The organism is Hamadaea tsunoensis DSM 44101 (assembly GCF_000428945.1).
In the GTDB taxonomy this organism is placed as follows: domain Bacteria; phylum Actinomycetota; class Actinomycetes; order Mycobacteriales; family Micromonosporaceae; genus Hamadaea; species Hamadaea tsunoensis.
In genome coordinates, this window is record NZ_AUAX01000015.1 from 200,472 (window position 1) to 224,431 (window position 23,960).

The following is a 23,960-nucleotide window of genomic DNA, read 5'->3' on the forward strand; positions in this document are numbered from 1 at the left end:
GATCGCATAACGAAAAGCCACATAGGAGGTCCGTTCTTGGAGATCATTCGATGTCCGGCCGATGCTCCTGCCAACTCCGTCGCCGATGAGAGAGAGGTAAGCGCGTGAGATCCTGGCGAATGCTCCGAGCCGGCGGTGCGCTCGCGATGGTCGTCTGGCTCCTGGCCGCGTTCGGCGCGCCCGCGGCCGCCAGCCCCACCGATCGCATCACCCTGTACGGCCGAGGCGGCTACTCGACCGTCGTCATGCACGTCTTCACGCTCTCCGGACACGACCACACCTGGGGCGAGCTGACCTGGTCGGCCGACTGGGTCTCGGGCTGCGTGTGGGAGGACCAGACCACCGACGCGACCCAGCGCACGTGGAACGGGCCGCTCCGCCGCACCTGCGGCAACGGATCGACGACCCGGCAGGCGACCGACGGCGGGTACGGCTCGCCGCTGTACGACGGCCCGGGCTACTGGGTACGCGTCTGCGGCGACGCCATGGGCGGCGGCATCATCTGCACCGCGTGGAACTGAGCCTCAGCACGGGTTCCAGCGCCGCCGACTGAGGCCCGTACCGCCTCCGGAAGGAACCGATGAAGACATCCGTACGCGTGGCGGCCGTCCTGCTCCTGGCCGCCGGCTCGACGGCGGCGCAGGCGACCCCCGGCCACGCCGTCACCACGACGAAAACGCAGATCCAGTACATCCTCAGCCCGCATCCCGACGACGTCTTCCAGGCCTGGGGCCTCATCCAGGACTCGTCCGCGAACTATCCCGTCTTCATCACCCTCACGAAGGGCGAGTCCACCGGGCACTGCACCGGAACGCGGACCATCGACGGCGTCGCCTACGACCTGACCCAGCCGAGCCAGTGCAAGGCCGCCCGGATGGCGAGCCTCAACGGCTGGCTCGACGACCAGTCCGACGCCGACGCGTACCTCGACGACTACCGGCGGGCCGGCAACGCCGACATGGTCCACTATCAGCTCACCGCCGCCGGTGGCGGGACCGACACCACGGGCGCGCCGACCGTCGCGGGCATGACCGCCTGCAAACCGGTCTATAGTTCCGGCGGCTGCTCCGGCACGAGCTCCAGCCGCAACACTCCGATCCCGGACAACCTCAACCAGTCCGACGGCGCCACGGCGGCGCGGGTCGTCGACTGGTGGGTGGGGCCGACGTCGGCCCGGATCGAATTCGACCTGGGTGACGGGAATCTGACCGACGCCGAGGTCGTCTGGGCGGTCAACCACGTACGCGCGAACCGCGCCGCCCTCCTGCCGCTGTCCGCCGAGTACGGCGTGATCGGCGCCGGCTATCTCGACCTGCAGCACGAGTACCCGGCCTGCTACGAGTACGACCATCACGACCACCGGGCGGTGCAGGAGGCCGTCTACAGCACCGACCTGCTGCCCGTCTCGGGCTACCATCCACAGTGGGGGGTCACCTGCGGCAGCCAGACCACCACCGCCGGGGTCGATCCCGATGCGCTGGCCGTGAACGGCGGCCGGGCCAACAAGATCTCCGACGGGCACTACAGCCAGAACATGACCAGCTCACCGGCGTCCTTCCAGAACCGGTTCGGCTGGCTGTCCGACCCCGGCCCCACCTGGGCGTACGGTGGCGACCCGGCCGGAAATGTTCTGTTCTCGCAGTGGAACTACTTCTGGCGGCGCTTCTCGTGAATCACCGTCCACTGTGACAAAGGCCCGGCGTTGCGCGCCGGGCCTTGCCGTCGCGGCGCGGCTATTCTCCCAACCGCATCGACGACCCTGAGCGTCTAAAGAAGAGCAGGGGTCATGTCACGCGCAGGGAGAACACATGCAGTTCCGGCTTTTCGGCGCCGTCGAGATCCACCACGATCAGGGCACGGTATCCATTCCCCGTGGTCATCAACGCACGCTGCTGGCCGCGCTCCTCCTGCGGGCGGGTTCCACCGTCCCCGTCGGCGAGCTGTGCGACCTGATCTGGGCCTCCGCGCCGCCGGCCGACCCCGGGGCCGCGCTGCACCTGCTCGTTCTGCGTCTGCGCCGCCGGCTTCCCATCGCGACGTCGGCGCGTATCGTCACCCGCTCCCCCGGCTACCTCATAGACCTCGGCGACAACACCGTCGACCTGCTCGACTTCGTACGCCTGGCCGACCAGGCCCGTACCGCCGCGGCCGGGCGGTCCTGGGCGAAGGTCGCCGAGCTCGCGCAGTCCGCATTGGAGATGTGGCAGGGCGAGCCGCTCGGCGACGTCGACTCCGCCGTTCTCCGGCAACAGCATCAGCACCGCCTCGACGGCGTACGCCTGGACCTGCTGGACCTGCACGCCCAGGCGGAGCTGCACCTGGGGCACCACGCGCAGCTGATGGAGCATCTGCGGCAGCTGGTGGGCGATCATCCACTGCGCGAGGCGTTCACCGCATACCTGATGACCGCTTACTATCGCAGCGGACGGCAGGGGGAGGCGCTGGCGGCGTACCGGGAGACGCGCGACGTCCTCGTCGCCGAGCTCGGCGTGGAACCCGGACCCCAGTTGCAGGACCTGCATCGGCGCATCCTCACCGGGGACCCGGGTCTGACCGCGAGCCCGGTGCCGGCCGAACCGCCCCGCGAGGTTCCCCGGCAGCTTCCGGCCGCCATCGCGCATTTCGTCGGCCGTGGCGACGAGATCCATACGCTCACCGAGCTGGCCGGCCGCGCCGGGCGCGGCGGCGCCGTGGTCATCTCGGCGATCGGCGGGCTCGGCGGCATCGGCAAGACGGCGCTGGCGGTCGAGGCGGCCCACCGCATGGCCCCGCTCTTCCCCGACGGCCAGCTGTATGTGAACCTGCGCGGATTCGACCCGTCCAGCCCGCCCCTGGAGGTGACGGCCGTCGTGCGCGGCTTCCTGGAGGCGCTCGACGTGCCGCCCGCCCGCATCCCCGCCGACGTCGACCAGCAGCTGGCGCTCTACCGCAGCCGCCTGGCCGCGACCCGCACCCTGCTCGTGCTGGACAACGCGCGCGACGCGGACCAGGTGCGGCCGCTGCTGCCCGGCGACGGCGGCTGCCTCGTCCTGGTCACCAGCCGCCACCGGCTGCCGAGCCTGGTCGCGCTGGACGGCGCCACGCCGCTGCCACTGGACGCCCTCACGCCGCCCGAAGCCCGAGACCTGCTGGCCCGCCGGCTCGGCGCCGCGCGCCTCGCGGAGCAGCCCGACGCGGTCGCGGACCTGATCGGCCTCTGCGCGGGCATGCCGCTCGCGCTCAACATCATCGCCGCCCACGCCGCCCTGCACCCCGACGTCCCGCTGCGCGCCTGGGCCGATCAGCTGCGCGCCGCCCGCAACCGGCTCGACCCGATGACCTCCGGCGCCGGCCATGCCGACGTGCGTACCGTGCTGTCGTGGTCCTACCGGGCCCTCGACCCCGCGGCCGCCCGAATGTTCCGGCTGCTCGGGCTGCATCCCGGCCCCGGCGTCACCGCATGGGCCGCGGCCAGCATCGCCATGATCCCCGTCGATCACGCGTACGCGCTCATCGGCTCGCTCAGCGACGCCAACCTGCTCGCCCACCAGCAGCCGGGCCGCTTCGGGTTCCACGATCTGCTGCACGCGTACGCGATGGAGCGGACGCGTAGCGAGGAACCCGGCACCGAGCGGCAGGCCGCCGTGCGGCGCATGCTCGACCACTACCTGCACGCGGCGCGCCACGCCGGGCAGCTGCTCTACGGCAGCGACCCGGGCTGGCCGGTCAGCCACCTGCCGGAGCCCGCGCCGGGCACCGCCGTTCCGATTCCGGAGTCCAACCAGGACGCGGTGGACTGGTTCCGGTCCGAATCCCCGACGATGCTCAACGTCCTGGCCCTCGCCCAGCAACACGAGCTCTGGACCGACGTGTGGTGGCTGGCCGCGCTCGTCGGCCGCTATCTGCTACGCGCCGGGCAGTGGGCCGACTGGGCCGCGGTCAGCCAGGCGGCCCTCGACGCGGCCGTCCGCAGCGGCGACCGGGCCGGCCAGGCGCACGCGTACCGCTGGCTCGGGGAGATCCACCGGTCCGAAGGCGTGCACCCGCCGGCGCTCGCCCGGCTGCGGCAGGCGCTGGCGTTGTTCGAGGAGCTCGACGAGCGACTCATGGTCGGAACCACCCAGCTCGACATCGCGCTGACCCACGGCGAACAGCACGAGAACGCCGAAGCGGTCGAGCTGTCCCGGCAGGCGCTGGCGATCTTCGACCAGATCGGCCACCTGCCCGGGCAGGCGCAGGCGTACAACAGCATCGGCTGGTACCTGGCGCTGCTCGGCGACGACGCGGCGGCTCTCGACGCCTGCGAGACCGGTCTGAAGCTGTCCCGGGAGGCCGGCAACCGGCACATCGAGGCGTCTACACTGGACAGTATCGGCTACCTGCTGCGCGGGCGCGGGGACCACGCCGAGGCGCTGGCCCACTACACCGAGTCGCTGGCGATCCGGCGAGCCATCGGGCAGTACTTCCTGCAGGCCCACGAGCTGACCGAGATCGGCGAGACGTATCTGGGCCTCGGCGACACCGCGGCCGCCCGGCGGTCGTGGGAGGAGGCCCTGACCATCCTCGACGACCTGCGGCACCGCGACGCGGCCGGCGTACGCGCCCGGCTGCGGCAGCTTCCACCGGCGTGAACGGCGAGGGGGTGCCTCGTCGGACGAGGCACCCCCGGTTCGTTGCATGTCAGTCCAGCATCTTCATCATCTTCCCGCCGCCCCTGAGGGCCTTCTGCGCCTTCTTGGCCGCCTGGGCCATCCGCCACGCCTGCACCAGGATCGGAATCGTGCCCAGCAGGGAGTCGGCTGTGCCGAGAACGGTCGACACCGTGTGCACCCACGGGGCATGGACGTTCTTGGTCATCGCGGTGAAGATCTTGTTGACCTGGCCGACTTCGCTCTTGAAGCGCTCGAACTTCTCACCCAGCTTGCCCGCGGCGAGATCCTCGCCCTTCTTCTTGGCGGCCGCGATGGCATCCGCCAGTTGTTTCAGGTTGGTCGTGTTGTAATCGGTCGGCACGTGCGCCGGATCGCCCGGCGACTTGGGCTTGTAGCCGCCGGACGCGGGATCGAGGGCGGCCGGGTCGTCGAACTTCTTGCCGAGCTTGGCGACGTCGTCGGCGTCCTTGGCGTACTTGAGCGCCTTGGCCGCCCGGGCGGCGTCCGCCACGCCCGACACGATCTTCCCGCCGGGGACGACGTTCAGGGCCGTCCAGGCGCAGCCCTCCAGGTCGCCGTCGCGTACGCAGTGGACGGCGTCCTCCAGCCCCGACAGCTTGTAGATGAGCGTGAACGGTCCGCCGCAGTCGTCGGTGCACGGCCCGTACTTGTCCGGGTCCTCGGCCGGTGAGGGCGCCGGCGGTACGGGCGTCGGCTGCGGCGGCGGAGCCGTATGCGGACCGTCCGCCGTGGACGTCGGCACGGGCGGCACCACCGGATCGTTGGGATCCAGTCCGCTGGGGTCCGACCGGCTGACCGGATCGTTGGCGGCGTAGGCGTACCCGCCCATCAGCTGCGGATCCGCGGCCTGGAACTCGGGATCCGCGGACAGGAACCGTCCGGTGCCCGCGTCGTAGGTACGCGCGCCGACGGTGGTCAGGCCGGTGGCGACGTCGGTGGGGTCGCCGAGGAACGTGTGGTCGTCCACCCACGTGGCCGCTTTGTTGCCGCGCGGATCGCCGAAGGGCTTGAAGTACCGGCGACCCGTGACATGACCGGTGGCGGCGTCCAGCGTGGTGCCGGCGGTGCCCTGCTCGTTGGTGAGCTCGTAGCTCTCCGCGCCGGTGCTGGACACCACGATGGTCGGCGCGCCCGGGTAGGTGTAGTAGCGCGTGCCCGTCGTGGTGGTCCCGGTCAGGTGCAGCTCCGTGTTGCCCAGGTAGAGCGTCACCGTGCCGGAGGTCGTCCCGGTCGTGTAGTCGCGGCGGATCAGCGTGGCGCCGTTCGCGTCGTAGACGAACGAGGCCGTCTTACCGGTGACGGCGTCGGCGACGCTCGCCAGGCGGCCCTCGGCGTCCCAGCTCAGGGTCTGGTTGGCGGCGGGTGCCGCACCGCTGGCGACCTTGCGGCTGACCGTGTTGCCGGCCGCGTCGTAGCCGAACGTGTCGGTGCCGCTCGCGCCGCCGGTGGCGGTGACGCTGGCCAGCAGGTGCGGCCCGATGCCCGTCCCGGTGTTCACGCTGCCTGCGGCCGGATGGGCCGAGGTACGCGTGACATCCTTCGCGGTGTTGCCGGCCGGATCGTGGTCGACCAGGGTCGACCGGTTGCCGGCCGGTGCGTCGGTCCCCGCGTACGCGTAGGACTGCCAGTACGGAGCCGGTCCGCCGACGTGCCCGGCCGGCGACGTGTTGGCGCACGACCCCAGTCCGCCCGGCTGGGCGGTGGGGGCGTTGAGGTTGGTGGTCGCCGACGGGGTCTGGTCGCCGGTGTCCGACCAGGCACCGGTCAGCCGCAGCGCGTAGTCGTAGGCGTAGCACTGCACGTCGCGGGTGTACGACCCCGGGTTGTAGGAGCCCGAGACCGTGTAGTTCTGCAGGGTGGCCGCCGAGGTGAGCAGGCCCGCGGCGTTGTAGGTGTAGCTGGTGTAGTCCACCGAGTACGTGTTCAGCTGCGCGGGGTTGGCCGCGCTCTGCCCCGCGGTGGCGTCCACGAACGTGTTCGTGACCCGGCCGGTCGCCGCGTCGTAGACGTTCTGGCCGACCACCTGGAACGGGTAGTCGCCGAGGGTGCGCGACTGGATCCGGCCGTACGGGTCGTAGACGGTGTCGACGACGTAGTCCGCGTTGCCGCCGGTCGCCAGCAGCAGCCCGTTGACGTTGTAGGAGTTGTACACCGTCTCGGCGGGCAGGCCCCCGGCCGCGGGCAGGTCCGTGCGGTCCAGCAGGCCCACGGTGGGCGTGTAGTAGTTCGTCGACGTGTAGGTGCCCGCCAGCGCGCCCTCGGTGCCGGGAATGGTGACCGAGGAACCCAGCGGCCGCATGCCGGCGTCGTAGCCGGTCACCGCCGAGACGTACTGGGCGGATCCGGCGTAGCGGGTGGCGGAGGCCGGCAAGCCGTAGGTCGTCTTGCCGTCCGAGCCGGGCGCGGTGTCGTAGGTCCAGCCCGCCACCTGCTTGGCCGGGTCCGGAGTGGACGACCACGGGGCCTTGTACGCCCCGGTCTTGCGGTCCAGCTGGTCGTAACTGTAGGAGACGACCTGGCCGCGGCCGTCGGTGAGCTGCCGCATGCGGCCGGCGTCGTCGAACACCGCGGTGGTCGTGCCGGTGTCGGGGTCCGTCCGGGTGACCGTTCTTCCCAGCAGATCACCGGTGGCCGTGGTCCAGGTGTTGCGGCCCGTGGCGTCCGTGACGGTCTTCGTCGTCCCGGTCGGCGTGTACTGCAGGCCGTAGCCGGTCACGTCGGCGTCGGCCCGGTTGCCCGTCGCCGTCGCGGTGCGGTAGGTCCACAGTTCCGTGGTGCGTCCGCGCACATCGGTGACCGTGCTGGTGGCCACGCCGCCGGTCGGCGCCGTCATGTCCACCCGGTCGGCCCCCGGGTACGCGTACTTGGTGATCATGCCGGGTACCGCCTGGGCCAGGCTGTACTGGGCGATGGTGAGCGTGCGCGACAGCCCGTCGAACGTGGCGGCGGACTGGGACGGCAACGCGTCGCCGTAGTTGACGAAGCTTCCGGACGGGGCCGTCGACCGGTCGTCATGCGCGTTCGCGGTACGCCACGGCCGGCCCAGCGAGTCGAACTCCGCCTGGGCGGAGACCTGGCCCGTCGATCCGTCCAGCGGAGTGGACTGTGTCTGCACCTGGTCGCCGAAGCCGTCCAGGATGGTGTAGGACGCCGCGTAGGTGCCGTTGTCCCGCAACGTCTGCGTCGAGGTGAAGGGGTTCCGCAGCGTCCCGCGGGCCCCCAGCGCCGCGCCGTAGAGCCCGTAGGAGAACACGGCGTTCGGCGTACCCGGGTTGCCCGCCATCGGATGGTCGGGCGCCCATGCCTTGACGATCCGGCCCAGCCCGTCGAAGACCGAGTCGGTACGCCGTCCGTTGGCGTCGCTCGTCCACAGGGTGACTCCCCTGCCCCGGTCGATGGTGACGCTCGACCGCCAGCCCTTCGCGTTGGTGGTCGTCACCTGGCTGGGCAGAAGTCCGCTCGCCGGGCCGTAGTCGGTGGCGGTCGTGTCGGCGTTGGCGTCGGCGGTCCAGCCCGCCCGGCCGTAGCCGTCGTAGCCGCCCGCGGTGGACAGCGTCGTCCACGACGCGTTGAAGGCGGCGGCCGCCTGGTGGCCGGTCACGTCACCGACCGTCATCGAGCCCTGCGGCCGGCCGTCATAGAGGGTCTGGGTCTGCGACACCGTGGTGGTCGCGGTCTCCGACGTGGTGGTGCAGGTACGCCCGGCCGGGACGGTGGACACGATCGTCGTGTACGGGTACGCCGTCCACTGCGCGGTGTCCACATTGGCGGTGTTGCCCGCGTACCCGGTGAAGGTGCACAGCTCCGCGACGGTGCCGTCGCCCTTGTCGTCGGTCAGGATCCGGCGTCCGTTACCGCCGGCTCCGCCCGAGCCGGTGAAGGTCGGCAGCGAGTTGTCATAGGTGTAGTCGGTCTCCGAGCGGCGCGGGCTGCTCGACGTCGACACCTGCTCGTAGCCGATCACCTTCGCGGTCTCGCTGAAGTGGGCCCGCTGGGCCGGCAGCCCCGCGGAGCGCACGTGCGCGGCGGTGACGATGGTGACCGGGTCGACCGGCACGCTGATCACATCGTGGACCGGAGTGCTCGACGTCTCGGTGGCGAAGGTCTGAGCCTCCAGGATGTCGCCGGCCAGGGCGTTGTCGTCGCGGTAGGTGCCGCCGTGCGTGTCGGTGACGTTCACCGCCACGCTCGGGTCCTGGTCCATGCCCCGGAAGTAGCTGGTCAGAGTCTTCGTGTTGTGCCCGGGCGATTCGGTGCCCGAGATCGTCTGCACCTGCCCGAAGCCGCGGAACTGGTCCACCGTGCGGTACTTGGGATCCGCCTGCTCCGAGTCGTTGGTGTGCCACGCCGGCGCGCCGATGTACGTGTACGCGGTGGTCTTGTCCACCGAGTACGCGTACCCGCCCGGCCGGGTCGTGTCGGCCACGCTCACACCGGTCACCACGTACTTGTTGAACCAGTCGAGCGTCATCGAGCCCTGGTAGCTGAAGTACTCGGGATAGCACAGCGTCGCGTTGGCCGTCGTCGCCGGAGGCGCCGTCGTCCCGCAGGACAGGTTCGGCTGCCCGTACGCGATCGACACGTCGCCGCCGAGCTCGTCGGTGATCTCGGCCAGACGGAACCGGTAGAACCGTGAGGCCGGCGCGACGCTGGACACCGCCGCCCGGTTCGGCAGCGCCCCGGTGTAGCCCAGGTGGACCGGCGGGGCGTCCGTGCCGACCGTCGTGCCGTCGCTGTTGGTGACGAAGCCGCGGTGGTCGATCTGCTCCAGTCGCAGCTGCGCCCGGTTACCCGTCGTGGACGCGTCCTGCGGCGGCGGGAAGGCCTGGGTCAGCTGATAGGAGTCGACCGCCAGGTAGCCCGCCGGGGTCCCGGACGGCTGCGCGGTCTTCGGTGTGCCGCCGCTGTTGACCACCGTACGCACACCGGTCAGGCGTACCGTCGCATAGAAGGTCGGCGCGTAGACGGTGCAATTGGTGGAGCCGGCGTCGCAGTGCTGGTCGTAGGGAACGTCGGGGAAGACACTGGCATTGGCCTTCGTGATGCCGGTCGTGGCGATGCCCGTGGCGATCGTGATCGGCGCGGTCGGACAGCCTGAGGCGCCCGCGAGGCAGCGCGGCGCGTGGTCGAACAGCACCATGTCGGCCGGTTTCGCCGAGGCCGCACGGCCGTTCGCGCACCCGGATCCGACGATGTCACAGGTCTGCCAGCCGTAGTCGATCTCGGTGACGAAGCCGGAGCGGGTGAACTCGGTCACCGCCGCGCCATGCTGGTAGAAGTCCTCCTCCCGCGCGTAGCCGTACCGGATGACGTTCCCATGTGGATCGATCACGTAGTCGAGATTCCAGCGCCACGCCCGCCGGCAGCCGGTGGCCGCCTCGGACCCGGTCGGGTCGTTGCAGGTCGTCCCGGAGCCCGTGCCGAAGACCGGTACGGACCATGTCGAGTAGGTCGGCGCGTCCGCGCCGGTGCCGCCGAACGCGGTCGGCAGCCGGTTGGCGCCGTAGAGGTACACCGTCCCGTCGGTGGTGGTCAGCTTCCAGTACGCCTGGTCATTGGTGTTGTTGGAGCCGCCGGCCGTCCCGTGCAGCAGCTGGATCCGGGAGCCGTCGTCCTGCTGGAGCCGCCACTTCGTGGTGTCCGCGTCGTCGCGTACCAGGGCACCGGCCCGGGAGCCGCCGCCCATCGAGGCGTTGACGGTCCCCACGCACAGGTCCCCGGTCGCCGCCCAGGCACTGGGGTTCACCCGCGAGCAGGGTTCGTAGGTCGTCTCGATGAACGCGCCCGCCCCGGTCAGGTCCCAGCCCTCGCCGACGCCGGACGGCTGCGCGTTCGTCACGGTGGTCCGGCCGTCCACCGAGCCCGAGTCGTAGCTCAGCCCCAGCGACGGTGCCACCCCGCCCAGGGCCGGTGGCGTGTCCAGCGGGTACCCGTAGTCGAACGATCCGGTACTGCCCGACGTCGACCAGAAGTCGCTGTCCTTGAGCGGCGTCGCCGTGTAGGACCCGTTGGCGCCGCCGGCGCCCGTCGTCGCGGCCACCACGAACGTCGATGCGGTGCCGGCCGCCAGGCTCGTGGAGGACGGGAAGCGGACGGTCGCCGTCAGCCGCCGGCCGGCCCGGTCGTTCGTGAACGGGATCGGGGTCTGCACCCGGCAGGCCGCCCGCTCCGGCGTCGTCACAGCACATGCGGGCAGCGCGACCAGCCGCAGCCGGTCGGTATAGCCACCGCCGAACGCGCCCGCGAACGATCCGTAGTCCAGCGACATCGCCACCGATCCGGTCGCGGTCGCGTCGTCGGACCGCGCCAGCTCCACCATCACCCCGGCTACACCGGCGGCCAGCGCCCGGTCGTGGGAGGCGACGGCGACCCGGACCCGCGATACGCCACCGGCGCCCGCGGACGGCGCGGTCAGGCGTACCGGGCCCGTGCCCGCGGCCAACGACCGGTCGGCCGCGCCGTCCGACGCCGTCACGCCTGCCCTGGCGGAAGCGCTCAGGTCGATCTGCGCCTCGGAAGGCGCCGGCCACGTCACGGTGGCGGGCGTCTCGGACACCGTCGCTCGGTCGTGCGGCAGTGAGCCCTTCACCGCACCGATCGGCGGCGTGGACACCGGCGGTATCAACACCCGGGGCCGCCAGATCTTCTGCGCGTGCGGCCTGCCGCCCCTGCCAGCAGCCTCTGCCGCCGACGCGGGCACGCCCGGTGGGCTCACGATCATCGGCGCGATCAGCGCCAGGACTAAACCAGCGGTCAGCCACACGCGGCGTGGCTTCCTCGGCCCGGATGACATGCTCGACCTCCCCAATGGTGGAACATCGAGCATTTGCGAAACGCCGATGCGCCGGCAAAAGCCGCCCGCCACAATCGACTTTCGTTATGCGCCCCGGCCGCGTCGCGACCGTCCGGCCAGCGGCGATCCGGCGTACCCGCGCCGGGGAATCGCGCCGGGATAACGAAAGGCCCACCTCGCTCATCCATGTTGCGCGGCGCCTCCACCCATCACCTGGGATGGAGGATCACCGCGCCCGGAGACGTTTCGCCCTTGCCCGAAGCGTCTTCGGGGCGCCGCGTTCGCGGAGTGAGACTGACGCCTTCGTCTGCGTCTCATGAGATGAGGTTGTGGTGGCAGTCAGGCTCAGGCACGCGTTCGCGGCACTGTCGGCGTTGATTCTCCTTCTCACCTTGACCCCCGACACGGCATGGGCGCGTACGCCGCCCCACAAATGGTCGCCGGGTCCGTTACCGGCCACTGCGTCGGTCGCCGGTCACGCCGCGACGCGCGCGACCTCGGGCGCTGTGCGTACGATCGCGAAGTCGTCGATCTCCGTGGCGCCGCTGGCCGCCGCGGCGACGCCGAACGGTTCCTACTCCGCGACGTCCTTGAAGGACTCCGACACGTGGACGGCGGGCGGCAACGCGGGCTCGTTCACCTACACCGTGCCCGTACAGGTACCACCGGCGATCGGGGGCGCCCCACCGAGTGTGGCGCTGGAATACGACTCCGGCAGCGTGGACGGCGAGACCGTCAACGCCAACTCGCAGGCTTCGTGGATCGGCGACGGCTGGTCGTACTCCCCGGGATTCATCGAGCGTTCGTATCAGTCCTGTGCCGACGCCGGTAAGACCACGATCGATCTGTGCTGGAAGCTGGACAACGCGACCCTTTCCGGCGGTGCGCACAGCGGTCCGCTGGTGCACGCCGACGGCAACGGGCCGTGGAGGCTCGCCCACGACGACGGCACGAAGGTCGAGGAGCTGACGCTGGCGCACGGCTTCGCCGGCAACGGCTCCGACACCGGCACGTACTGGCTGCTGACCACGCCGGACGGGACCAGGTACTTCTACGGCGCCGGGCATCTGCCGCAGTCGGTCGGGGGTACCGGAGCGGACACGGCGACCAACTCCGCGTTCACCGAGCCCGTGTACGCCACCGCGTCCGGGCAGCCGTGCTACACCTCGGCGGGATCGTGGTGCCAGCAGGCGTACCGGTGGAATCTGGACTATGTCGTGGATCCGCACGGCAACACGACCGTCTACACCTACCAACAGGAGACCGGCTACTACGCGCGCGGCTACGACGGCACCAACACCGGCACGATCACGCCGTATGTGCGGGCCGGCAACCTGACCGCGATCGCGTACGGCTGGCGAACCGCAGATGTGGCGTCGGGTACCGCGAAGCCGGCCGCCGAGGTCGACTTCGGGATCGTCGAGCGGTGCATGGGCAACCCGGGCGGCTGCGGCTCCGGTGATCTGAACACCTCGAGCGCCGGGTACTGGCGCGACACCCCGTACTACTTGAACTGCCCGTCGTCGGGTACCTGCAAGCAGTACTCGCCGACGTTCTGGTCGACGCGGATGCTGGGGTCGATCACGACCACCGTTTATCACGGCGGCCTGCCGCAGAAGGTCGACTCCTACGCCCTGACGCACTCGTGGCCCGAGCCCGGCGACGGCTACCAGGCCAGCCTGTGGCTGACCTCGGTGCAGCACACCGGGTACGCGCCGGACAACACCTCGCTGGCCGAGCCGCCGATCTCCTTCACCGGTACGCAGCTGGCCAATCGCGTCCCGGGGCGGACGGTCAACGGGCAGACGCTGCCACCGATGATCCACTGGCGAGTGCAGTCGATCACCGGCACGCTCGGCGCGGTGACGACGGTGCAGTACTCCGATCCGGCGTGCTCGCAGTCGGCGCCCACGGTACTGCCGTCGGCGGCCGACGCCAACACGATGCTGTGCTACCCCGTCCACTGGATACCGCCAGGCGGCGCCACGATCACCGACTGGTTCACCAAGTACGTCGTCACCGACGTGACCGTCAGCGACGGCGTCGCGGCCACCGCATCGCCGGCACGTCACACGCACTACGCCTACGGCGGCGATCCGGCGTGGCACGACAACTTCAGCGAGTTCACCAAGACCGCCGACCGTACCTGGGACCAGTGGCGCGGCTACGCGAAGGTGACCGTGACCGCCGGGACCGCACCCGACCCGGTCACGCAGACCCGCATCACGTACCTGCGGGGCATGGACGGTGACCTCACCGCCGCCGGAGGCAGGAAGACGGCCCCCGCCACCGACTCGCAGGGCGGCAGCTACCGCGACGACAACGCGCTGGCCGGGCAGGTCCTGGAGACCGAGACCCTCGACGCCGCCGACGGCACGGTCGTGTCCGACACGATCGACACCCCGTTCGTATCGGCGCCCGTCGCCTCCCACGCCCGCCCGTCGCCGCTGCCCGCGCAGGTCGCCGTGCAGACCGACACCGCCAAGACCGTCGCCCGCGATCTGCTGCCCGGCGGCGGCTGGCGTACGCACGAGGTCGACTACACCTATGATCCGGCGCACGGCAACCGCCGCGTCGCCACCGACGACAAGGGTGACGGCTCGCCGTCCGCACCCGAGACCTGCGCGATCGTCAAGTACGCGTCGTCCACGGTGAACCCGATGCTGATGGCGTACCCGTCGCAGACGACCACGGTCGCCGGCGGCTGCTCGACCACGCCCGGCGCCACCACCACGCTCGCCGACGCGATCACCCTCTACGACGCCGGCACCACCGCGGGGACGCTCGACAATCCCGGGTACGCCGGTGGCGTACCGGTCGGCGACGCGACGGGTCAGCAGGTGCTCGACACCTACACCGGCAGCGCGCCGAACTACGTGACGACAGCTACGGCGACGTTCGACGCCTACGGGCGGACGGTCGGCACGGTCGATCCCAACGCCGATCCGGCGCATCCCGCAATCACGACGACGACCTACACGCCCGCCGCCGGCGCCCTGCCGTTGCAGACGAAGGTCGTCAACCCCAAGGGGTTCGTCACCGTCACGACCAGCGACCCGTTACGGGGCACGCCGACGGACATACTCGACCCCAACGGCCGGGTCACCGACCTGACCTACGATCCGCTGGGCCGCCTGAACCAGGTATGGGCGCCCGGGCGGTCGAAGACCGACTTCCCGCTCAGCCCCAGCACCCGGTACGCCTACTCGATGGGCGGAACGGCCGCGCCCGCGTACACCGAGATGCAGACCCTGCTGGAAAACGGCCAGTACCTCACCACGTACACCATCCTGGACGGGTTCGGTCAGACGCGTCAGGTGCAGACGGACCCGGTCAACGACGGCGGCGGGCGGCTGATCACCGACAGCTACTTCGACTCGCACGGCTGGCCGGCGAAGACACATGCGACGTATTTCAACGACGCCAGCGCGCCGACCGGCACCCTGCAGGTGACCGACGACGACGGTGTACCGGGTTCGTCGACGACGACGTACGACGGGCTCGGACGTCCGACCGCCGTCACGACGTACAGGTTCACGGCGCCGCAGTCGAGCACCGTGACGGCTTATCCGGGCGCCGGTCGCGTGGACGTGACGCCGCCGGCGGGCATCGCGCCGACGTCGACGTACACCGACGTGCGCGGGCACACGACCGCGGTGTGGCGCTACACCGGCGGCCGGATCACCGGTACGCAGGCCGACGCCGACGTGCTGACCTACCACTACGATGCCGCGGGCCGTAAGACAGACATGGCCGACCCGAACGGCGACACGTGGACCTACCAGTACGACCTGCGGGGCCGCACCACCAAGACGCACGACCCGGACGCCGGCGACGCGTACACGGCCTACGACAACGATTCACGGATCACGTCCGTCAAGGACGCCAAGAACGCGTACAACACGTTCACCTACGACATCCTGGGCCGCAAGCTGACGCAGTTCACCGGTTCACCGACGCCCGGCTCCGGTGTCCAGGTCGCTTCGTGGACGTACGACACGGGCATCCCCAACGCCAAGGGGCAGCTGGTCTCCTCGACGGCCTACCACGGCGCCTTCACCTATGTCGAGGCGGTCACGGGATTCACCGCGACGCTCGCCGGCGGCCCTTACACACCGACGGGCTCGAAGATCATCATCCCGGCCGGTGACGGCAACAACGGCGTCGACGGCACCTACGCCCGCTCGCAGACATTCACCCCCAACGTCGGACTACCCTACGCGACAACGGTTCCAGCAGCGGGCGGCTTGCCGTCGGTGGCCATTCAGACGGCGTACACGGCCCGCGACCAGATCGCCTCGGTCGGGACCAGCGCGTCGGCGGTCAGCGACGTCGTGTACGACTCGTGGGGCCGAGTCCGGCGCACAACCCTGGGCACGCAACCCAACCAGGCCTCGGCCACCTATTCCTACGACCCGGGCAGCGGGCGCCTGCTGACCGAGACGCTCGCCGAGGAGTCCACCTCCACCGCGCTCGACACGATCAACACCTACTACAACCCGGCCGGGCAGATCACGGCCGTCGGCGACCTGCGTGACACCGGCGCCACCGATCTGCAGTGCTATGCGTACGACTACGCCGGTCGGCTGCGTACCGCGTGGACGGACACCGGCTCGGTGACCGTCTCCACCGGACCGGACTTCCCGAACACCGGCACCTGTACGCATGCCGAACCCACCGCGGCCACCGCCGGTACGCAGATCGGCGGTCCCGCACCGTACTGGAACACCTACCACTACAAGGCCAACGGCGACCGCGACATCGACCGCACCCACGACGTGACCGGCGCGACGGCCAAGGACGTCGAGCACACCTATCAGTACCCGCCATCGTCGAACCTGCTCGGCAGCGTCAGCACGACGGGACCGTCCGGTGCCGCCTCGACGACCTCGTACGCGTACAACGCCGACGGAACGACGAGACAACGCGGGACGCAGAGCTTCACCTACGACTCCGCCAACCACGTCACCTCAGTGACGACCGGCAGTGCCGTCAGCAGCTACGTGTACGACGCCGACGGCACACTGCTCGTGCAGCACGATCCGGGCGAGACGATCCTGTACCTCGGCGGTCAGGAGGTCCACGTCAACACGGCCACCCAGGCGGTGACCGGGCTGCGGTACATCACAGGACCGGCCGGTGCGCAGTCGATCGAGTCCAGCAATGGCGCGGTCTCGTTCACGCTCGGCGACCCGCACCACACGATGACCCTGACGGTCGACGGGCGTACACAGGCCGTCACCCGGCGGGCGTTCGACCCCTACGGCAACGCGCGAGGAACAACCCGTCCCGCGTACGCCGACGGCACGTGGCCCGACGAGCACGGCTTCCTCGGCAAGCCCGCCGACACCACCAGCGGCCTGACGCTCATCGGCCCGCGCCAGTACGACCCGGCGATGGGGCGGTTCCTGCAACCGGACCCGGTCCTGGAGACGGGCGACCTCGACCAGATCGGCGGCTACACCTACTCGTCGGACGATCCGGTCGGGACCAGCGATCCGACCGGCCTGCGTACCGACGACTGCGACGGCGGCTGCGGATCGGCGATCGCCACCAGCCATCGCCGTGGCCCGTTCCGGCCGCTGAGCGGCGGGTGGAGCAAGGAGTACGGCCAATACGTCACCGACAAGTACGGCTGGGCCCACCTCATGGCCGACGAGGCCATGGGTGACCAGGGTGAGAAGGAGATGTTGGCGTACGCCAACAAGTTCCTGGAGGAAGAGGGCGGCTACTGCTACTTCGGCTTCGACGACTGCACCGGCATTCAGTACGTGGCGCAGGACGAGAAGAACAACAAGTACCTCAACGGCTGGGACGACCACACGGCGGTAGACGTGAAGGGCATCACCGCGGACTTCATCCGCATCGTCTGGATGAACGGTGTGATGGTCAGCGTCAGCACGGCCGAGGTATACAGGCCCGAGGCCAGCGGCAACAAAGACACCGCCAAGTCGAACATCAAGAAGAAGATCAACAATCAGGCTGACTCCCTGTTGGTCTGGGTCACCGACGACAACAACTATCAGAAGGTCAAATCGCAGGCCGCGCGAGATGGCGTACGACTGATCATGCTCCAACCCGACGGCAGCGCCACCCTCGACACCGGCGCGAACCGCGAACGGGGCGAGATACGCGTCCTGCAGGCGATGGCCGAAGCGGAGGAGATCCTGAGCAACGCTCCCAAGCAGCTACCTCCCGCGCCCAGCCCGACTCCGTTGCCGGGCCCGGCGCACAGCGTCTGCGGTGGCGGCGGGGCCGTCGCGGCCGGGCCCTGCCCCAAGTTCGAAGACCTGATCATCCTCTGACGAGCCGCCGGCACGACGGGAGGCGGGCCACCTGGCCCGCCTCCCCTGCTTCAGCTCTGTGCCAGGTACGACCAGCCGTCCCCGAGCTCAAGAAGCACGGGCGATCGGGGTCCTCTCACGGTTGAGCGTAGAGCCGTATCTCGCGCATGGTCACGTCGTCGGCGGCATCGCCGCCCTGCGTGGCCGGGTAGACCGACTTGATCTCGATCTCGACCTGCTTCGCCGGGTCGGCGGCGTCCACCCGGACTTCCTGCGGGTCCGGTGAGTCTTCCAGCTCGTGGTCCACGCAGTCGCCGGCGTCCACAAGAACGCAGATGTCCTTGGGCCGCGGCCTCGCGTCGAATTCGTTGTCCGGGCCGCCGGACACCACCATCATCCGCACGATCCGCGCGCCGTCAGGTGACTTCAGGTTGAGGGTCAGCAGCGGGAACGGGTCCGGGTTGGACTCGGTCGGGTTGGCCGCCCAGTAGCTCTGCTCATCACCGTCGATGAGGAATCGGGCCTCGGCGTCGGGCTGAGAGGTGGACGCCCGTGCGGCGATGTCCTCACGTGGCACCTCCGTGCCCTTCAGCGTCGGCGACGGACTCGGGCTGGCCGACGGCGACGCATCGGCAGCCACTGTGCCCTTGTCGGTGAACACGCGTCCGAGCAGCCCGCCCGCGGCCAGGAGCACGATCGCACCGAGCACAGCCCCCAGGATCCACGGCCAGCGCCGGGGGCCGCGGGGCGCGCTCTGCGCGTACTGGGGTCCGGCTGGTGGCGGTGGAGGCGTGGCACCGCCACCGGTCAGCGGGCGGCCGCAGTGCCGGCAGAATGCCCGGGTCGGATCGTTGCCCCAGCTGCAGGCGGCGCACACCGTTTCTCCTGGCCGCACCGGCGGGACGCCCGTCTCAGCCTGCACCGGCGCGACCGGCGGCAGCCGGCTGGCCGACGGCGGCTGCGGCTGGTACTGGCTGGACCGTGGTGGCGCGGGCGGGGGCGGGGCGGCCTTGAGCCGTTCGAGTGTGTCGTCGGCCGACCGCTCCCGTGAGGGCTGTGCCGACGCGGGCGGCGCCTGCTCCGAGCTCTCCGGTTGCACCGCCGCTCCCTCGAACGCCAGGTAGGCCCCACAGCCGGGGTTGGTGCACCACTGGTCGGCGTCAGTGTTGTGGTGGCCGCACTTGCTACAAATGATCATCGCTGTACCACCGTCGTCGTGTGCGGCAGATGGGCGGGCTTCGCGGCCGCGATCACGGCCTCCACCTCGGACATGTCCACGGTCGCCGGGTCCGGGACCCGGATGCGCACGGCCAGCCGGGGCGTCTGCCGGCCGGGCGGGGCCGCCGCCGGGTCCTGCGACCAGGCCACGCCGCCGGAGTCGGCTACGTCCACTTCCTCGACGGGTACGCCGGCGGCCAGCGCCACCTCGGCGGCGATCGCGGCGGCGGTGCCGACCCGACGCAGGTGGCCGCCGCCGGCGGCGACGGCGGAACGCAACTGGCCGTCGGGGAGGTCCGACCGCGACGCCGGAGCCTCGATCGCGATCCACGAACCGAGCCAGGCGACGAAGTCGCGTGGAGCCAGCAGCGGATCGAGATAGCCGGGCAGGTTGTCCAGCACGCTCAACACCGGAGCGAGCACCTCGTCGCAGGCCCCGGTGATGGCCTGGGTCAGCTCGTCGTCGGCGTACATCGCCGGCAGCTGGACGCCCAGCGGGTACGGGCTGGGCAGGCCTGTGACAGTGCCACGCATCCCGCTACACCTCCACCTTCAGCACGTGCTGGTAGCCGAAGACCAGGGCGTTCGGCGCGACATCGATCCGGCGGGTCGGCTCGCCCCGCCGGCCGGTGACCGCGTCGGCGGGGAACAGCTTGACGTCGTCCACCAGCTCGATCCCCTTGACCTGCTGCAGCACCGCGAAGATCTCCCCGACGTGCACCGAGCGGCCGTACGGCCAGCCGGTGCCGTCCGGCCCGCCGGCGAGCGGATGCAGGTAGCGGTGCAGCGCCGCCAGCGCGGCCTTCTCGACCGGGCCGGCCCGGCGACGATCATGCGCCCGCGCGGTGGCCACCACCGTGACCGCCTGGTAGACCGGCGGCACCACCAGCAGCCGGGTCCCGACGATCCGGCGCGGCTCCAGATAGGACGCGATCGAGGACAGCAGCTCGGGAGACGGGACCAGATCGGCAAACGAGACCGGGGTGTCGGTAGGCACCCGGGGCACCACCAGCAGGCGCAGCGCCGGATCGTCCACCGTCACCGGCAGGCAGGTCACCCGGCCCACCTCCGGCGCGGCCTGCCGGGCCAGCTGCTCGCAGTCGGTGGCGGTGACCGCCCGGTCCCGGGCCCGCAACGCCAGCGGTGCGCGGGCGCGCATCTCGGCGATGGTCTCGCCGTCCACGCCACCCGACGCCGGCTGCCGGTTGTCCACCTCGCCGCGCAGGTACGGCACCGACGACTTCAGCACGGTGACCAGGTGCGCGGCCACGTTGCCGGCCGCCCCGCCCCCGACGCGGTAGCCGCGTACCCGCAGCCGGGCCCCGTTGGGCGGGACCGCGCCGAACTGGCGCATCGTGCCATCGGGCTGGCGGACCGCCGGACCGAACTCGACCTCGCCGGTCAGGTGGTCCAGCCGGAAGACCTGATCGCCGGGCTCGGACGCGGCGAAGTTGTCGATCAGCCGCCACTCCTGCCACGGGTCGTCGGCGTCCACCGGCCCGGCGGGCGAGACCTCCAGCACCGGCTCGGGCTGGTCGGGTACCACCGGCCGGTGCGCCAGCGCGAACCGTTGCCCGGCCACGCCCGACGAGACGCCCAGTTCCTCCATCTCGACGACGGCGGCGTGCACCGCGGTGGCCGTACCGCCGATGGTGTGCGCGGTGATCGACACGATCCGCGGCGAGTCGCTGTACGGCTCCTGGCCCTCGGCGGCCGGGGTGATCCGGCAGCGCAGCCAGCCGGCCAGCGAGCCGGCCAGCAGGGTGCGTACATGGCCGGCCGGCACGTGCAGCAGCACGTCGCCGGCGATGTTGAGCCCGCCGGTGTCGTCGCGCTCCAGCTCGCAGGGCAGCCAGCCGTCCTCGGTCCACGCCTCCCAGCTCAGCGGGGGCCAGCGCGGATCGACGCCGTGGCCCTGGATCTCGCAGTCGATCCGCAGGGCCACCAGGCAGCGCGGCGTCGCCACGGACAGCCCGATCAGCAGGTACTCGTCGGGGGCCGGCGGGCTGGAGAAGCACAGGAACGGCTGGGCGCGTTCGAGCTCGGTGGTGCGGTCGATGGTCTGCCCGGCGGCATCCACGGTGCCGAGCGCCGACAGCTCGCACGGCACGATGTCGATGGGCTCGACGGTGGTGAAGACGACCGGGTCGGAGTCGTGGATGCGACGAGTGGCGGCCTGGGTGCCGGCGGCCACCGTGACGGTCGCCGGGCGGGGCGCGGTCAGCCGGAAGGTGATGTCGACCCGGGCGGCCGTCGGCGGGAAGGGCGCGATCCCCACCAGCTCCAGGAACTTCAGGTAGAGCCGGTCCGGCACCCGGTTGAGCCGGTAGAGCACGATGTCGGTCATCCAGGCGAACAGTTCCAGCAGCGTGACGCCCGGATCGCTGACATTGTGGTCGGTCCACGTCGGGCAGCGCTGCTGCACCAGCCGTTTCGCGTCGTCGACCAGGTCCTGGAAGCTGCGGTCGTCCAGCCGGGGTATGGGCAGCGGCATGGTCAGCTCCCCTCGCCCGGGATGGTGTAGAAGGGGAAGACCAGGTTGCGCGGGTCGCTGCGGCCGTGCGCGGTGTAGCTGATGTCGATCAGGACGGTGCCGGGGTCGTCCGGATCATTGAGCACGGAGACGTCGTGCACGTCGATGCGCGGTTCCCAGCGGGTGAGCGACGAGCGGACCGCGGCCGCCAGCCCGCCTGCCGTCGTCGCGTCGACGCTGTCGAACACCTGGTCGTGGATGCCGCAGCCGAATTCCGGGCGCATGGGACGCTCGCCGTAGGCGGTGCCGAGGATCAGCCGGATCGACTGCTCGAGCTTGCGGTCGCCGCCGGCGAGCAGCACCTGGCCGGCCTGGTCGACGGCGAGCGGGTAGTGCCAGCCACGTCCGATGAAGTCCTGGCTCATCATGCACCGACCAGCACGGTGGCGCCGGTGGCGGCGAGCGTGCCCGGCGTGCCGGCGCACAGCGTGACCGAGCTGGCGGCGGTCGCGATCGGTTTGCCGCCGGCCAGCACCGTCGCCGACCCGCTGACGATCACCCCGCGTTGCGCCGGCGGTGCCATGAACGGGTCGGTGGCGTGCAGGCCGACGTGCGGCGGGGCGTTGTTGCCGGTCGCACCGACCACCAGCACCGGCTTGCCGCCGACCAGCACATTGGACACCGCGCCGGTGACCACCGGAGCCGCGAACGGCATCGGCGGCCCGGGCTGCGGGACGCCGCTGGCCGGATTGGGGATCTGGTGCAGTGGGCAGACGCCCGTGATCTGATCCCCGAGTACCGCAACCGGTGTGCCCATCGCCACCTTCTCAGTTCAACCTGATCATGGAGCCGGTCACCTCGACCGATCCGGAGGCTTCGACCTTGACGGCCGAGCCCTTGAGCCGCAGCTGCCCACCGGCCGAGATGGTGGCGTCGCCGCTGGCCTTCACCGTCACGTCGGCACCGGAGATCTCCACCGCGCCGTCGGCGGTGATCCTGATCCGCCGCTCGGTGCCGTGCAGCGAGATCCGCAGCCGGCCCTCCTCGGCCAGCAGCGCCACCCCGGAGTCGGCCGGGTCGTCCAGGAACACCAGCGCGTGGCCCCGCCGGGAGACGAAACCGCGCCGCCGGACCGCGCCGGTGGTGGCATCGATCAGATCGTCACCCAGCTCGGGCCGGTCGACGCCGTTGTAGAGGCCGCCGAGCACGTAGCCGTGCCGCAGGTCGCCCTGCTCGAAGGCGACCAGTACCTCGTCGTCGACCTCGGGCAGCACCACCATGCCTCGTTTGCTGCCGGCTCCCGCCGACACCACCCGCAGCCAGTCGGAGGCGTAGTTCTCGGCCAGCCATGGAAACGTCACCTTGACCCGGCCCAGCTTGTCGGGATCGGCGACGTCGGTGACCGTGCCGGGCACCACACCGCCGCCACCGACCCCGCCGGCCATCCCGTTGGTCAGGGCGAGCAGCGAGCGGTCCTGCCGGCCGCTGGCGTTGAAGCCGACCGTGTAGCCGTCCGTGCCGTCGTAGCGATGCCTGCTGCGGGTCAGCGTGTACCGGCCGTCGAACGGCGCGCCGGCCAGGCCGACGCTGACCGCCGTCCCGGCCCTCAGCCGGGGGTTGCCCCGGGACACACCGGACAGCTCGGTGCACGCCCCGGCCACCTGGTCGGCGCCGGCCTTCGCGACGGTCTCCACCTCGGTCTGCGTACGCAAGGGCGGGTCGGTCAGCACCAGGCGGTGCCCGCCGAATTTCCCGGCGATCTCCCGGGGATCGGCGCCGTTGCTGGCGGCCGTGGTCACCGCCGGTGCCACCGCGACCAGCGGCCGCTTGGACCCCGGGTCCCAGCCTCGCACCTCGACCTCGGAGACCTGCTCCGCCGCCGAGATCCGGGCGTGGATACGCAGCAGCTCGTCGCCGAGCCGCAGCTGGAGGGGCCCGGTGGAGTCCAGGGTTCCCGGCTCGGGCCCCTGCGAAGCACGCGTCGGCTTGCGGAAGTTCAACCTGTCCTCGGTGACGCTCAGCTCGAAGCCGACCTCGCGAGCCAGGCGCTGCAGGAGCTGCCAGTCGGTGGTGTTGTCCTGCGCCACCCGCTGGTGGATCGGCCTGGTGGCGTCGATGGCGCCTTCCTTCAAGCCGGCTCTGCGGGCCACCACCCGGGCCACATCGGCATAGCTGACGTCTGCGTGCGTCTCGCAGCGCCGGCCGATGAACAGCCGGTGCGACAGGTCGTAACCGGACGCCACGGTCCGGGTGCCGGCCGCGTCGCTGTCCATCGCGACGGCGGTGATCTCGCCGACGAGCAGCGACACCGGTGCTGCCTCCCCGGACGGCTGGACGCTGACCTTCACCTTCGCCCCGAACGTCAGCTTGCCGGCGGCCAGCGCCTGCCGGCTGGGGTCGACGAAGACCAGCTCGAAGCTGTCCGGCACGAACAGGTTGTCCTCGACGACGACACTGGTCAGCGCGCCGGCGACGGCCGGGGCCAGCGGATCGCCGTCGACCTCGATCAGGAACTGTTGCGAGCTGTGCTGCTGCACCAT

The 23,960-nt window shown here is 70.9% G+C and carries 11 protein-coding genes; 4 read left to right on the forward strand and 7 right to left on the reverse strand.

Features of this window, described 5'->3' with window-relative positions:
* The first annotated feature begins 104 nt into the window (after window positions 1-104).
* From G401_RS0121575 to G401_RS0121585, 3 genes are all read left to right on the forward strand, one after another.
* Window positions 105-521 (forward strand): hypothetical protein, encoded by a 417-nt coding sequence (locus G401_RS0121575; protein ID WP_157546060.1) that lies wholly within the window; start codon window positions 105-107, stop codon window positions 519-521.
* 59 nt (window positions 522-580) lie between these two features.
* Window positions 581-1,672 (forward strand): hypothetical protein, encoded by a 1,092-nt coding sequence (locus G401_RS0121580; RefSeq protein ID WP_027344138.1) that lies wholly within the window; start codon window positions 581-583, stop codon window positions 1,670-1,672.
* Between the two features lie 136 nt (window positions 1,673-1,808).
* Window positions 1,809-4,610: an AfsR/SARP family transcriptional regulator gene (locus tag G401_RS0121585; protein WP_027344139.1), complete on the forward strand. Its 2,802-nt coding sequence runs from the start codon at window positions 1,809-1,811 to the stop codon at window positions 4,608-4,610.
* Window positions 4,611-4,659: 49 nt separating this feature from the next.
* Here G401_RS0121585 and G401_RS0121590 read toward each other — a convergent pair whose 3' ends face one another.
* Window positions 4,660-11,208, reverse strand: coding sequence for an RHS repeat-associated core domain-containing protein (locus G401_RS0121590; protein WP_157546063.1), 6,549 nt, complete (start codon window positions 11,206-11,208; stop codon window positions 4,660-4,662).
* A 569-nt stretch (window positions 11,209-11,777) separates the two neighbouring features.
* Here G401_RS0121590 and G401_RS0121595 point away from each other — a divergent pair.
* Window positions 11,778-17,750, forward strand: a complete 5,973-nt coding sequence (locus G401_RS0121595) for an RHS repeat domain-containing protein (protein WP_157546066.1) — start codon at window positions 11,778-11,780, stop codon at window positions 17,748-17,750.
* A gap of 115 nt (window positions 17,751-17,865) precedes the next feature.
* Here G401_RS0121595 and G401_RS56015 read toward each other — a convergent pair whose 3' ends face one another.
* Genes G401_RS56015 through G401_RS0121625 form a run of 6 tightly spaced genes read right to left on the reverse strand, consistent with a single transcriptional unit; the run spans window position 17,866 to window position 23,960 of the window.
* On the reverse strand, window positions 17,866-18,927 hold the full coding sequence (locus G401_RS56015) for an NADase-type glycan-binding domain-containing protein (protein WP_157546069.1): 1,062 nt from the start codon (window positions 18,925-18,927) through the stop codon (window positions 17,866-17,868).
* Window positions 18,924-19,481 carry a phage tail protein gene (locus G401_RS0121605; RefSeq protein ID WP_027344143.1) on the reverse strand — a complete coding sequence of 186 codons (558 nt, stop codon included), beginning with the start codon at window positions 19,479-19,481 and terminating at the stop codon, window positions 18,924-18,926. The genes G401_RS56015 and G401_RS0121605 overlap by 4 nt, the downstream gene beginning before the upstream one ends.
* 4 nt (window positions 19,482-19,485) lie before the next feature.
* Complete coding sequence (locus G401_RS0121610) at window positions 19,486-21,441, reverse strand: putative baseplate assembly protein (protein ID WP_027344144.1); 1,956 nt, start codon at window positions 21,439-21,441, stop codon at window positions 19,486-19,488.
* Between the two features lie 2 nt (window positions 21,442-21,443).
* Complete coding sequence (locus G401_RS0121615; protein WP_245601803.1) at window positions 21,444-21,848, reverse strand: GPW/gp25 family protein; 405 nt, start codon at window positions 21,846-21,848, stop codon at window positions 21,444-21,446.
* Entirely contained in the window at window positions 21,845-22,237 is a 393-nt protein-coding gene (locus G401_RS0121620; RefSeq protein WP_027344146.1) for a PAAR domain-containing protein, read from the reverse strand. The genes G401_RS0121615 and G401_RS0121620 overlap by 4 nt, the downstream gene beginning before the upstream one ends.
* Window positions 22,238-22,247: 10 nt before the next feature.
* Complete coding sequence (locus tag G401_RS0121625; protein ID WP_027344147.1) at window positions 22,248-23,960, reverse strand: VgrG-related protein; 1,713 nt, start codon at window positions 23,958-23,960, stop codon at window positions 22,248-22,250.